The sequence below is a fragment of the Pandoraea sp. ISTKB genome, assembly GCF_001721285.1.
In the GTDB taxonomy this organism is placed as follows: Bacteria; Pseudomonadota; Gammaproteobacteria; order Burkholderiales; family Burkholderiaceae; genus Pandoraea; species Pandoraea capi.
In genome coordinates this window covers 96,652-110,586 of the sequence record NZ_MAOS01000022.1, presented here as the reverse complement: position 1 = coordinate 110,586, position 13,935 = coordinate 96,652, and the positions used below count along the sequence as shown (strand labels likewise).

Below are 13,935 nucleotides of genomic sequence, written 5' to 3'. Positions count from 1 at the left end.
CGCATCGGGCAACACTGGTGGATCCGCATAAGGGAGTACCGAGCAACTCGGTGCGAGAAGGACCGGCCGGGAGTGTTCCACGTGAAACGTGGGCTTACGGTGACACTCGCCCCGCCTGCGCAGCCAATCCGGATCGTGGATGCGGCAGAAGTCGCTCGACTCGCAGGTTCGTTCGGCGATGCGTCGTTTCGCGTGAAACACCAATTCAACGATCACCCGATGTATCGCCTAGAGAACACCCAGTTGCCGTCCTTCCTTGGATCAGACCTCGATAGCTCCGAACGCATGTCCTTCGCGAATCCGCCGTTCTGTCTCGGTGCATGGTCCGCCCAATCGTGTTCCACGTGAAACACAAATCCAGTGAGTTCGAACGTCGAACGTGAAGATGTCGTTCCGGAGTATCCGGCACCACTGGGCGGCATGCGAGTCTGGAGACCGTGGACGTAGGCTCACCTGCCCTTTTCGATGAACGTTCGCACGCTACCGGGAAATCACGATCACAAGGAGGCTGAAGCTCGTCGAGTTGCCGGGCAAGCTACCTCGGATATTTGAGTGGTGGGGATTGGGGATGCCCTGACGGAGCGACTTTAAAGTTGGAGCGCAGTCGGGGCATCCCCAATCCCCACTGCCCGGACGAATGAGAGAATCGCGCCGCAATAGCGGGATGTGGTTCAAGCTGGAGCGAAGAAACACGAACAGCGCACCAGTACAGCAAGTCGCGAAACCAGATCACGTCCAGAAATAGCGAGAGCACATCCCCCGGAAATCTGACTGGTGGGGATTGGCTGTGCCCTGACGGAGCGACTTTAAAGTTGGAGCGCAGTCAGGGTACCGCCGATCCCCACTGCCCGGATGAATGAGAGAACGACGCCGCGATACCGGGATGTGGTTTAGAGCAAGCGGGAAGAAGCGCAAACCCTCGTACAGCCGAAGCATGTCAGGAAATCAGGCACGTCCGGAAATCCCACAGACGCACTCCCCGGAAATCTGACCGGTGGGGATCGGCGGCACCCTGACGGAGCGACTTTAAAGTTGGAGCGTAGTCAGGGTGCTGCCGATCCCCACTGCCCGGATGGATGAGAGAACGACACCGTGATAGCAGGACGTGGTTCCACGTGAAACACCAGAAGCAAAGAAACAAAACCCACCGCCGCAAACTCCAAAGCAAGCCCCACCACCGAACGCCCCACCCCTCGACGCGCCGCGTTATCCACATCCCAGTCCACCGCACGAAATCCGTTTTCAGGAATTTGCTTTTCTGTGGATAACCCTGCACGTCAATTTCACTCGATTTTCGAAAAAATCCCGCAACCCCTTATTGCGGCAGTGCGCCATAGATTTGAGTTACCCACACATATCCACAAGCAACTGTGAATAAGTGACTTAGCACACAATCGGGATAACTTTCCGGGTCCACCCAAAATAATTGGGGACGGATACCCGACACGAACGACCGTTCGCTAACCATCGAGGGAGGCGGAAAAGAAAAAGCCCGCCGAACGGCGGGCTCCTTCATCGCTTCCAATCAAAGCCAAATCGGCAAAACCGTCAGGCTGCCTTCTTGGCCAACCCCAGGTAAGTCTCGATGACCTTCGGGTTGGTTGCCAGCTCCTGTGCAGGGCCTTCCAGCGCCAGCTCGCCCGTCTCGATGACGTAGGCATAGTCGGCGACCTGCAAGGCCGCACGGGCGTTCTGCTCGATCAGGAGCGTCGCCACGCCCGTCTTACGCAGATCGTTGATGATGTGGAAGATTTCCTTCACGATCAGCGGCGCCAACCCCAGGCTCGGTTCGTCGAGCATCAGCAATTGCGGCTTGGCCATCAACGCCCGGCCCACGGCGAGCATCTGACGCTCACCGCCCGACAGCGTGCCGGCCTGCTGCACACGGCGCTCCTTGAGCCGCGGGAAAAGCTCGTAGACCACTTCCATCTGGTCCAGGAAGTTCTTCTCCCCCGCCTTCTTGCGACGATAAGCCCCCAGCAGCAGGTTGTCCTCAACGGTCATCGTCGAGAACAGCTCGCGCTTCTCCGGCACCAGACACATACCGCGCGAGACACGCGCCTCGATGGTCAGCGCCGACATCTCCTGACCGAGATAGGCCACGCTACCCTTGCTCGAACCATTGTGCGGCAACGCCCCCATGATGGCGTTGAGCATCGACGACTTGCCCGCACCGTTCGGACCGATCACGGTGACGATCTGCCCCGCGCCAACCCGCAGATGCGCCCCATGCACCGCCTCGACTTTGCCGTATGCGACGGCGAGGTCCTTGACCTCAAGAATCGCGTCTGCCATCACTCCACTCCTCCAAGGTACGCTTCGAGCACCGCCGGGTTCTTCTGCACGTCTTCCGGCAGCCCCTCGGCAATCTTGGTGCCGAACTCCATCACCACCAGGTGATCGGTCAGATTCATCACGAAGTCCATGTCGTGCTCGACCAGCAACACGCTCATCCCCTCGTCCTTGAGCTTCTTGAGCAGATCGCCCAGCGCCTGCTTCTCCTTGTAACGCAGACCAGCGGCCGGCTCGTCGAGCAGCAGCAACGTCGGATCGCACGCCAACGCACGCGCAATTTCCAGAATACGCTGCTGCCCCAACGCCAGACTGCCCGCTTCGTCGTACATGTGCGCGCCAAGGCCCACGCGTTCGATCTGAAGCTTGGCTTCGTGCAACAGCATGGCTTCTTCGTGACGATCCAGACGCAATACGCTGGACCACACACCGCCCTGCGGACGACGACGCAGCCCGTTCTTGTCACGCAGATACGCACCGATCGCCACGTTCTCGAGCACGCTCATATGCGGCATCAGACGCACGTGCTGGAAGGTCCGGCCAATGCCGCGCTTCACGATCTCGCGCGAAGGCAGACGGTCGATACGCTCACCCAGGAACGATATCTCGCCACGCGTGGCCTGCAACACGCCGGTCACGAGGTTGAAGGTCGTCGACTTGCCGGCGCCGTTCGGACCGATCAGACCGACGATCTCGCCCGCCTTCACTTCGAACGACACGTCGTTCACGGCCACCAGACCGCCGAACTCCTTGCGTGCCTTTTCCAGCTTGAGCACCACTTCGCCCACGGCCGGCTTCGGACGATGTCCCAGCGCGTCTGCCTGCTCCGGCGCCTTCGCGACACGACGTGCCGGGAAGATCTTGCCGAAGAACGGCCACACGCCGTCGCGCGCATATTGCAGCAGCAACACCAGCAAGATGCCGAAGACGATGGTCTCGAAGTTGCCGTTCGCGCCCAACAGCACCGGCAGAATGTTCTGCAAGTAGTCCTTGAGCACCGTCAGGATCGCCGCACCCAGCACCGCGCCCCACACATGCGACACGCCCCCGACCACCGCCATGAACAGATATTCGATGCCGTGGTTCAGGTTGAACGGCGTCGGGTTCACGGCACGCTGCAAGTGCGCGTACAGCCAGCCCGAGATCGCCGCGAGGACCGCCGCGTAGACGAAGACAACGACCTTCATCCAGGCGGTGTTCACGCCCATCGCCTCGGCCATCACGCCGCCGCCCTTGAGCGCGCGAATGGCACGACCGGGACGCGAATCCAGCAGGTTCTTGATCGACACCACCGCCAGCACGACCACGATCCAGATCAGGTAGTACATCTGACGCCCGCTCGCCAACTCCAGACCAAACAGATTGATGGTCGGGATGTCGTTCAGGCCGTCGTACTTGCCCAGGAATTCGAGGTTGCCGAACAGGTAGTACAGCGCCAGCCCCCACGCAATCGTACCCAGGGGCAGGAAGTGGCCCGACAGCCGCATCGTGATCGCGCCGATGATGAGCGCGGCACCCGCCGTAATCACCACACCGACGAGCAGACCCAGCCACGGCGAAGCGCCGTAGGCCGTCGTCAGATACGCCGTCGCATACGCGCCCAGACCGACGAAGGCCGCCTGTCCGAACGACGTCATGCCGGCCACGCCGGTGAGCAGCACAAGGCCGATGGCGACAATGCTGTACAGGCCAATGTAGTTGAGCAGCGTCACCCAGTATTCAGGCAAACGCACCGGCGCCGGCAGTACCGGCAACACGGCCAGCAGCACCAGGAAAATCAGGAAGTATTTGTTTTTCATTCTGTGGTCCGCCCCGGCTTATTCCTCGTCTTCTTCCACATGCTTGCTCGTGAGCGACAGCCACAGCAGCACCGGAAGGATCAGCGTAAAGACGATGACCTCTTTGTACGCACTCGCCCAGAACGACGAATACGACTCCAGCAGGCCCACGAGAATGGCGCCGAGCGCCGCGACCGGATAGCTCACCAGACCGCCGATGATCGCGCCCACGAAGCCCTTGAGACCGATCAGGAAGCCCGATTCGTAATAGATGGTCGTGATCGGCGCGATCAGAATGCCGCACAGCACGCCGAGCACCGCCGCCAGCGTGAACGCCAGACGACCGGCCTGCACCGTGCCGATACCGACCAGACGCGCGCCCAGACGATTCACCGCCGTCGCACGCAAGGCCTTGCCCGAGAGCGAACGATCGAAGTAGAAGTACAGCGCCAGGATCATCACGACCGACACGCCGACCACCCACAGGCTCTGCCCGGACACCATCACCGAACCGATGTTGAAGCTCGCGTCCGAGAAGGCCTGCGTGCGCGAACCCTCGGCACCGAACATCACCAGACCCAGGCCCGTGAGCGCAAAGTGCACGCCGACCGAGACGATCAGCAGCAACAAGGTGCTGGCTTCGGCCAGCGGCTGATACGCCAGACGGTAAAGCATCGGTCCCATCGGCACGACGAGCAGCAGCGTGACGGCGATCTGCACGAGCATCGGCAAGGTCATCGGCGCGAGCGCCTTGACCACGAAGAACACGGCAATCGGGAACACGAGATATTTGCCCGCAAACACCGGCACAAGGCGACCCGCCAGTTTGCGACGCTCACTGTGACGCAGCAGGCTGGTCGTCTCCACGATGAACGTGCAGATGCCCATCGCCAGGAGCAGCCAGCTCGTCAGCGGAAACTTCTGGGTCTGGAGTGCCGCCAGCGTGAGCGCGCCATACGACACGAACTCGCCCTGCGGAATGAAGATGACGCGGGTGACGGAGAACACCAACACGAGCGCCAATGCCAGCAAGGCATAAATCGCACCCGTGGTGATGCCGTCCTGCGCCAGGATGGCTGCAATCGAAAGATCCATGCTCCTCTCACTTCGTTTGAGTACTTCTTGAACCGGCTGGCGACACAGCCGGTGTGATGCACGGTGTAGCGCGCTGCCACCCCGTTCCCCTTCAGTTCGATACACCTCGCACGGTCCCCGTGTCGCAGCGCAGCGAATTATGAATTGTATAAATCGTTATGCATTGGTAAAACCCGGGTGACTACTGAGATGACGCAATCGTCCGAGCGCTTCGACGCCTCCCGGTCTCCTCCGGAGGCGCCTTCGTGCGCCGGTCACCCGCTACTTCACGTACTTTTTCACGTACCTTTTCAAAGACTTCTCGCCGTACCGCGTCCTGCCCGCTCCGACCGATCCCATACAGCCCCGCCGGCTGCCGTGATCACTCGGGCGACCAGGACAACTCAGGCAGCCTTGCGGCGACGGCGCGGCTTGGTCGGCAGCGACGGCGCATCGGCCAGCACTTCCGGCGGCAACGCTTCGCGCACCACGTCGAGCAGCCGGTAGATTTCGGCGAGCGTGTCGCGCCCGACCTTGTCTTCCAGATAGCGATAGCGCTCCTCGACCAGCGGGCCGAGCTTCTTGCACAGGGCGCGGCTCGACGGCGTAAGCGACACCATCACGCGACGCTGGTCCGCCGCCACCCGGCGACGCATGATGAGCCCTGAAGCCTCCATGCGCTCGAGCATGCCCGACAGACTGGGGCTCAGGATGCAGCACTCGCGTGCGACCTGCCCGATCTCCATTTCCCCGGATTCGCTATCGTTGACGGCCCGTATGACACGCCATTGTTGTTCCGTGATGTCGTAGCAATTGAGCAAGGGGCGGAATAAGCCCATCACCGCTTCACGCGATTGCAGCAACACCAGGGATAGGTTGCGGTGTTCGAATTCACCCGTCATGGATTTACGCTCGAAAGGATCGTCCGTTCAGCCCCCCGGCTGCGGCGATCAGGTTGGGACAATGCGGCCTCTCTTGTGCCGCTCGCAAATGCATGTCCTGCCGTCTCTTTGCGATGCGCGAAACTACCACGCTCAAAAAAAACGGGCGCGAACGCCCGTTCTTTCGGCCCGTCTGGTCAAACCGGGCGCTAGTACCGCAGAAATTTTCGATGTGACAGCGGGGCATGCCTGCATGCTATAGGCAGCCCCGACGCGCATCAGTTCGCCAATTTCCACTTGCCGTCGACGATTTGCACCATCACGCGCGAGCGCTGGTCCAGACCGTTGTGGTCGTTCTTGCTCATGTTGAAGATACCGGCAGTGCCCGGCATGTCCTTCACGTTCTCGAGCGCGTCGCGCAGCGCGGCGCGGAATTCCGGCGTGCCCGGCTTGGCCTTCTTCAGTGCGACCGGAATCGTCTTTTGCAGCAGCAGACCGCCGTCCCAGGCGTGGCCGCCGAAGGTCGAGATCGAACCGGCGCCATAGGCCTTTTCATAAGCGGCCTTATAGGCGGCAGCCGACTTCTTCACCGGATTGTCGTTCGGCAGTTGCTCGACGACGAGCAGCGGGCCGGCCGGCAGGAACGTCCCTTCGCAGTCCTTACCGCAAACGCGCAGGAAGTCGTTGTTCGCCACACCGTGCGTCTGATACAGCTTGCCCTTGTAGCCGCGCTCCTTGAGCGAGCGTTGCGGCAGCGCTGCCGGCGTGCCCGAACCGGCGATCAGCACGGCGTCCGGGTTCGCGCCCATGACCTTGAGCGTCTGGCCGGTCACCGACGTGTCGGCGCGGTTGAAGCGCTCGACTGCCACGACCTTGATCTTCTTCAGATCGGCGGCCTTCTGGAATTCCTTGAGCCAGCCTTCGCCGTAGGCGTCTGCAAAGCCGATGAACGCGGCGGTCTTCACGCCGTTGTTGGCCATGTGCTCGGCGATCGCCGTGGCCATCAGAATGTCGTTCTGCGGGGTCTTGAAGGCCCACGTGCGCTTCTCGTCCATCGGCTCGACGATGGCGGCGCCGGCGGCCATCGAGATCACCGGGGTCTTCGTCTCGGCAGCAACGTCGACCATCGCCAGCGAGTTCGGCGTGACGGTCGAGCCGAGCACGGCGTCGACGTGATCTTCACTGATCAGCTTGCGCATGTTCTTGACGGCGGTCGTGGTGTCGGTCGCGTCGTCGAGCACGATGTACTGCACCGACTGACCGTCGATGGTCTTGGGCATCAGTGCAATCGTGTTCTTCTCGGGAATGCCCAGCGAAGCCGCCGGACCGGTCGCCGACAGCGACACGCCAATCTTCACCTGAGCGTTCGCAACGCCCGCGACGAGCATCATGGCCGATGCCATGCACAGCAACTTCAGTTTCATTTGGGTCTCCTCACAAAAATTTCGAATTCGTTTTTTTGATACGTCGTTGCGGTCGATGTGACGGATGCGACAGCGTTTTGACATCACCACCGTCACATTAACCGACCGCTCAGTCGGTAAATTGTCGCCCATCTTACGGGCACGGATGCCAGTTCGTAAAGTGCGGTTTCCCCACGTGTGGCATCCGCCACAGCGAGCATGCCGTCATCCGCCCCGCGAGCGCAACATCAACCGCGCAAAAAGGCGTCGTAACCGGTCTTCACGATCAGCACCGCAAGCACGGCAAGAAACATGCGCCGCACGAAGCCCACGCCGTGCTTGAGCGCGAGACGGCTGCCGACCTGGCTGCCCAGCACGTTCATGACCGCCATGGCCGCGCCGAGCTGCCACCACACGTGCCCGCTCATGCCGAACAGCAGGAGTGCTGCCAGATTCGTCGCCACGTTCACGATCTTCGAGGACGCCGACGCGTTCACGAAGTCCTGCCCGAACAGGCGTACGAACAGGAACACCAGGAAGCTGCCCGTGCCAGGGCCGAAGAAACCGTCGTAGAAGCCGATGGTGCCGCCCACGGCGATCGCCATGAGGGTCACCCCCGTGCCGCCCTTCACAGGGGCGTGAACCGTCCCGAAATCCTTTTTACGCAGTGTGTAGACCGCCACGGCCACGAGCACGAACGGCAACACCTTGCGCAACACATCGGCCGGGACATGCGTGACGGCGTATGCGCCGCAGAACGAGAAGACGAAAGCAGCAAGCGTCGCGGGCAGCACGATGGCCCAGCGCAACTGAATGCCGCGCGCGTAACGCAGCGCAGCCGACGCCGTGCCCCAGATGCCGGCCATCTTGTTGGTGCCAAAGAGCAGCGGCGGCGCCGCATTCGGGAAGACGGCGAACAGCGTCGGCACGGAAATCAGTCCACCGCCGCCAACGACCGCGTCGACCAGTCCGGCCAGGAAAGCTCCGCCCGCGAGCATCAGCAAATCGCTCAGCGCCCAACTCGTCAACATACATTCCCCATACACGACACCCCGAACCACCGCCCCGCCCCGTGCTACGGGGCCGGCCAGACGAAAACGGCGAGCATAGCGTTTTTATTCCGCATTGCGCGTACTAAAGCGGTGCGATTCTCGCAACACGGCGTAAAAGCCGGCCCGAACGCCAGTTTCATGCGGGAAAACGGGGAAACGAAACGAGAAGCGCGCGAAGCGAGTTCGTTGACGGATACCAAGGGAGATGTCCTGAAGCAGGCGCTGCGATGAAAGGGACAGGGATGGATGCTGCTCGCCGGCGTCGTGAGCGATGCGACCGTGGCGGCCATGGCGTGGCGCCGGGGGAAGGCTTCACGAACTCGCGAAGCACAATATAAAAAGCGCTGTTGGAGTCTTCTCCAACAGCGCTTTCTTTTTTGGCGGTGCGCGTTATCGCGCTTGTTGTCTCCTCGTTCCTCGCCCCTATATCCTGCTGTGACGCGAACTGAGGGAGAGAATAAAGGAGCACCCAATGCACCACAAGTCAGCATTTACCCCTACGAATTAGGTTTTTTCTGACATTCATGCGCCAGGGTGATGAGCGGACGCCCCACAGGAGTGCATTTCCGCTCAAACGTCTTCCCGAATTCGCTCTTTTCGGGACGCCCGACCTCTCATTTATGACTGCTGCGACATCGCTCTGAAGAACCGGCTACGGGCCGTCAGTTCACCCACCAGACCACGCCGGAACGACAGCACACAGATGATGAAGATCGCGCCGATGACGATCGTCACCGACTCGCCGAGCGTCTGGAACCACGTCACGCCGGTCGCCGTCGCCAGCCAGTTGCCGATATCGCCGAGCTTGTTCTCCAGCACGATGATCACTACGGCACCGACCACCGGCCCGAGCATCGTGCCCAGACCGCCGACCAGCGTCATCAGAATCACCATGCCCGACATCGTCCAGTGAACGTCGGTGAGCGTCTCGAAGCCTAGCACCACGGTCTTGGTCGAGCCGGCCAGCGCGGCGAGCGTCGCCGAGAGCACGAATGCCAGCAGCTTGAAGCGATCGACGTCGTAGCCGAGCGAGATGGCACGCGGCTCGTTCTCCTTGATCGCCTTGAGCACCTGCCCGAACGGCGAATGCACGATACGCATGATGAGCAGGAAACCCAGCGCACAGATCGCCAGCACCACGTAGTACAGCGTCAGATCCGAGTCGAGCGGCAACAGGCCGAACAGTGCGCCGCGCGGCACGCCTTGCAGGCCGTCTTCACCACCGGTGAACGGCGCTTGCAGACAGAAGAAGTAGAACATCTGGGCGAGTGCGAGCGTGATCATCGCGAAGTAGATGCCCTGACGCCGAATCGCCAGCAAGCCGATCACCAGCCCCAGCACGGCCCCTGCCACCACGCCCGCGAGAATGCCCACTTCCGGCGTGAAGCCGAGATTGCGAATCGCATAGCCGGTAACGTAGCCCGCACTGCCGAAGAAGGCCGCGTGACCGAACGACAGCAGTCCCGTGAAGCCCAGCAGCAGATTGAACGCGCACGCGAAAAGCGCGAAGCACAGTACCTTCATGACGAAGACCGGATAAGCGCCGGCGAACGGCGCCACGATCAGGGCAAGCAGCAAAAGGGAATACAGCACGCGTTGTTGCATCGGTTGTTGCATTGTCCGCCCCTTACTTTTGTTTGCCGAACAGCCCAGCCGGGCGCAGCAGCAACACGATCACCATGATGAAGAACACCACGGTCGCCGAGGCTTCCGGGTAGAACACCTTGGTGAAGCCTTCGATCACCCCGAGCATCAGCCCCGTGACGATCGAGCCCATGATGGAGCCCATGCCGCCGATCACGACCACCGCAAACACGGTGATGATCATCGACTGCCCCATGAGCGGCGAGATCTGGATGACGGGCGCGGCGAGCACACCGGCGAACGCGGCGAGCGCGACACCGAAGCCGTACGTGAGCGTGATCATCAGCGGCACGTTCACCCCGAACGCTTCCACGAGCTTCGGGTTCTCCGTGCCGGCGCGCAGGTACGCACCGATCTTCGTCTTCTCGATGATGAACCACGTCGCAAAACACACCACGAGCGACGCGACGACCACCCAGGCGCGATAGTTCGGCATGAACATGAAGCCGAGGTTGGTGGCGCCGGACAGCGCTTCGGGCGCGTCGAACGGCTGACCGGACACGCCGTAGATCGAACGGAACACCCCTTCGAGCACGAGCGTGATGCCGAACGTCAGCAGCAGACCGTAAAGATGATCGAGTTTGTAGATCCAGCGCAGCATAGTGCGCTCGATGACAATGCCGACGATGCCCACCACGACGGGGGCGAGAATCAGCATGACCCAATAGTTGAGGCCGAGATAATTGCCGCCCATCCAGGCGAGCATGGCCCCCAGCATGAACAACGCGCCGTGCGCGAAGTTGATCACGTTGAGCAGGCCGAAAATCACCGCCAGGCCGAGACTCAGCATGGCGTAGAACGAGCCGTTCACAAGTCCCAGCAGCAGTTGGCTCAACAGCGCCGGTAGGGGGATGCCTAGTAATTCCATCGAAATCGATTCTCTGGCAGAAAGGTCGCGACGGGACAGGCGTCCCGCCGCTATCGTTGCATCGTGACTTGTTGACTACGCGATGACGTTGCTGCGCTTACTTGAGCTTGCAGGTCGATTCGGCTTCCGTGGTGAAGGCCTTCTCACCCGGAATCGTGGCGACTACCTTGTAGTAGTCCCACGGCGCCTTCGACTCGGCCTTCGACTTCACCTGCATCAGGTACATGTCGTGGACCATGGTGCCGTCCTTGCGGATGTAACCCTTGCTGAACATGTCGTCGATCTTGATCTTGTGGAGCTGCTCCATGACCTTGTCGGCGTCCGTCGTGCCGGCAGCCTGCACCGCCTTCAGATACGTCGTCGTTGCCGAGTAGTCGCCGGCTTGCAGGCTCGACGGCATCTTCTTCATCTTCTCGAAGTAACGCTTGGCGAAGGCGCGGGTCTTGTCGTCCTTATCCCAGTACCAGCTGTCGGTCAGGTACATGCCTTCGGTGTTATCCAGACCGAGCGAGTGAATGTCGTTGATGAACACGAGCAGACCGGCGATCTGCATCTTGCCCTTGATCCCGAATTCCTTCGCCGCCTTGATCGCGTTGATGGTGTCGCCGCCGGCGTTCGCAAGACCGAGCACTTGTGCACCCGACGACTGCGCTTGAAGCAGATACGACGAGAAATCGGACGCCGAAAGCGGATGACGCGTCGCGCCCTTGACCGTGCCGCCGTTGGCCTTGACCACGTCTGCGGTCGCCTTCTCCAGTGCGTGACCGAACGCGTAGTCGGCGGTCAGGAAGTACCACGACTTGCCACCAGCCTTCACGACGGCCGAGCCCGTGCCGCGCGCAAGCGCGACGGTGTCGTACGCGTAGTGCACGCCGTACGGCTGGCACTGGTCGTTGGTGAGCGCGTCGGAGCCGGCGCCGACGTTGATGTAGACCTTTTTCTTCTCAGCCGAGACCTTGTTCATCGCGAGACCGGTACCGGAGTTGGTACCGCCGATGAGCATGTCAACGCCACCACGGTCGAACCATTCGCGCGCCTTCGAGGCAGCGACGTCGGCCTTGTTCTGGTGATCGGCCGTGACCAGTTCCACCGGCTTGCCGAGCACCTTGCCGCCGAAGTCGGCGATGGCCATCTTGATGGCTTCGGCACCGCCCTGCCCGTCGATGTCGGTGTACAGGCCCGACATATCGGTGATGAAACCGATCTTCACCGTGTTGCCATCGGCATGGGCCTGCGAGGCCATTGCCGCAAAACCGAACGCAGCCGCAACGGCCAACGCCTTCATCCGCATCGTCATCTTCGTCTCCTTCGTGGATTTGATCGCCTGGGTCCATCGCCCGGCATGCGCGCTACGCGTGCGCGCCGGGTAGCTCACCTCATACGCCCAACAACTCGTGCAGCACCGGCATCTTCGTCTCCAGCTCCGGAGCGCCGAAGCGCTCCACGATCTTGCCGTGCTCCATCACATAGAAGCGATCGGCCAGCGGAGCCGCAAAACGGAAATTCTGTTCCACCATCACGATGGTGTAGCCCCGCGCCTTGAGCGTGGTGATCATGCGCGCCAACGTCTGCACGATCACCGGCGCGAGGCCTTCGGAGATTTCGTCGAGCAACAACAAATTGGCGCCGGTGCGCAGAATGCGCGCGACTGCCAGCATCTGTTGCTCGCCACCCGACAGACGCGTGCCCTGACTGTGGCGTCGCTCTTTCAGGTTGGGAAACATATCGTAGATCTCGTCGAGCGACATGCCGCGCCCGCCGTCCTCGCGACGATTGCCACTCATGCCGATATACGGCGGCAGCAGCAAGTTCTCCTCGCACGAGAGGCTGGCGAAAATGCCGCGCTCTTCCGGGCAATAGCCCACGCCGTGATGCGCGACCTTGTACGTCGGCAGATGAATCGTCTCTTCACCTCCGATGCGAATCGATCCCTGACGCTGACCGGTCAGGCCCATGATCGCGCGCAGCGTGGTGGTACGCCCGGCGCCGTTGCGACCGAGCAGCGTGACGACTTCACCACGCCCGACCGTGAGATCCACGCCGTGCAGGATGTGCGACTCGCCGTACCAGGCCTGAAGCCCTTCGACTTCCAGCGCCGGAACGTTCGTCCCGTTCTTGCGCTCGCCACCCTGATTGCCACCGTTACCGTACATAGCCGTCCTCACCCGTGGGCTCCCTGCATTTCGCCTTCCGCCGTGCCCATATAGGCTTCCATCACTTGCGGATTCTTCGACACTTCGTGATACGGCCCTTCGGCGAGCACCTCGCCGCGCTGAAGCACGGTGATGGTGTCGGAGATGCCGGCAATCACGTTCATGTTGTGCTCGACCATCAGGATCGTGCGACCTGCCGAAACCTTCTTGATGAGCGCAGTGACGCGATCGACGTCTTCGTGCCCCATGCCTTGCGTGGGCTCGTCGAGCAACATCAGTTCGGGCTCCATAGCAAGTGTGGTCGCGATCTCGAGTGCACGCTTGCGCCCGTAGGGCAATTCCACGGTAAGCGTATGCGCGAATTCGGTGAGGCCGACTTCCGCGAGCAGTTCCATCGCGCGGGCGTCGAGCTGGCGAAGCGTGCGGCTGCTGCTCCAGAAGTGGAACGCGGTGCCGAGGTTGCGCTGCAAGCCGATACGCACGTTCTCGAGCACGGTGAGGTGCGGGAACACGGCGGAAATCTGGAATGAGCGGATGATGCCGCGGCGCGCGATTTGCGCGGGCGCTTCGCGGGTGATGTCTTCACCGTTGAAGGTAATGGTCCCGGCGCTGGGCACGAGGAATTTCGTCAGCAGGTTGAAGCAGGTCGTCTTGCCGGCGCCGTTCGGGCCGATCAACGCATGAATGGTGCCGCGCGCGACGCGCAGGTCGACCCCGTTCACCGCAGTGAAGCCACGGAACTCCTTGGTGAGTCCGCGCGTTTCGAGAATGAAATCGTTGTTCGCCATGT

General features: G+C 61.5%; 11 protein-coding genes. All 11 read right to left on the bottom strand.

Going from position 1 to position 13,935, the window contains the following annotated elements:
- Positions 1-1,548: 1,548 nt before the first annotated feature.
- Complete coding sequence (locus tag A9762_RS05925; protein ID WP_046290218.1) at positions 1,549-2,295, bottom strand: ABC transporter ATP-binding protein; 747 nt, start codon at positions 2,293-2,295, stop codon at positions 1,549-1,551.
- Positions 2,295-4,091: an ATP-binding cassette domain-containing protein gene (locus A9762_RS05920; protein ID WP_069341107.1), complete on the bottom strand. Its 1,797-nt coding sequence runs from the start codon at positions 4,089-4,091 to the stop codon at positions 2,295-2,297. Before A9762_RS05920 ends, A9762_RS05925 begins: the two co-directional genes overlap by 1 nt.
- Positions 4,092-4,109: 18 nt before the next feature.
- Positions 4,110-5,165, bottom strand: a complete 1,056-nt coding sequence (locus tag A9762_RS05915; protein ID WP_069341106.1) for a branched-chain amino acid ABC transporter permease — start codon at positions 5,163-5,165, stop codon at positions 4,110-4,112.
- A gap of 383 nt (positions 5,166-5,548) precedes the next feature.
- Entirely contained in the window at positions 5,549-6,046 is a 498-nt protein-coding gene (gene hpaR, locus A9762_RS05910) for a homoprotocatechuate degradation operon regulator HpaR (protein WP_069341105.1), read from the bottom strand.
- 257 nt (positions 6,047-6,303) lie between these two features.
- Positions 6,304-7,449, bottom strand: coding sequence for an ABC transporter substrate-binding protein (locus A9762_RS05905; protein WP_069341104.1), 1,146 nt, complete (start codon positions 7,447-7,449; stop codon positions 6,304-6,306).
- Between the two features lie 227 nt (positions 7,450-7,676).
- Positions 7,677-8,459 carry a TSUP family transporter gene (locus A9762_RS05900; RefSeq protein WP_069341103.1) on the bottom strand — a complete coding sequence of 261 codons (783 nt, stop codon included), beginning with the start codon at positions 8,457-8,459 and terminating at the stop codon, positions 7,677-7,679.
- Positions 8,460-9,098: 639 nt separating this feature from the next.
- Complete coding sequence (locus A9762_RS05895) at positions 9,099-10,097, bottom strand: branched-chain amino acid ABC transporter permease (protein WP_069341102.1); 999 nt, start codon at positions 10,095-10,097, stop codon at positions 9,099-9,101.
- A 10-nt stretch (positions 10,098-10,107) separates the two neighbouring features.
- Positions 10,108-10,992 carry a branched-chain amino acid ABC transporter permease gene (locus A9762_RS05890; protein WP_069341101.1) on the bottom strand — a complete coding sequence of 295 codons (885 nt, stop codon included), beginning with the start codon at positions 10,990-10,992 and terminating at the stop codon, positions 10,108-10,110.
- Positions 10,993-11,089: 97 nt separating this feature from the next.
- Complete coding sequence (locus A9762_RS05885) at positions 11,090-12,283, bottom strand: ABC transporter substrate-binding protein (protein WP_069341135.1); 1,194 nt, start codon at positions 12,281-12,283, stop codon at positions 11,090-11,092.
- Between the two features lie 85 nt (positions 12,284-12,368).
- Positions 12,369-13,145 carry an ABC transporter ATP-binding protein gene (locus A9762_RS05880; RefSeq protein WP_069341100.1) on the bottom strand — a complete coding sequence of 259 codons (777 nt, stop codon included), beginning with the start codon at positions 13,143-13,145 and terminating at the stop codon, positions 12,369-12,371.
- Positions 13,146-13,153: 8 nt separating this feature from the next.
- Positions 13,154-13,933: an ABC transporter ATP-binding protein gene (locus tag A9762_RS05875; protein ID WP_069341099.1), complete on the bottom strand. Its 780-nt coding sequence runs from the start codon at positions 13,931-13,933 to the stop codon at positions 13,154-13,156.
- Between the last annotated feature and the right edge of the window lie 2 nt (positions 13,934-13,935).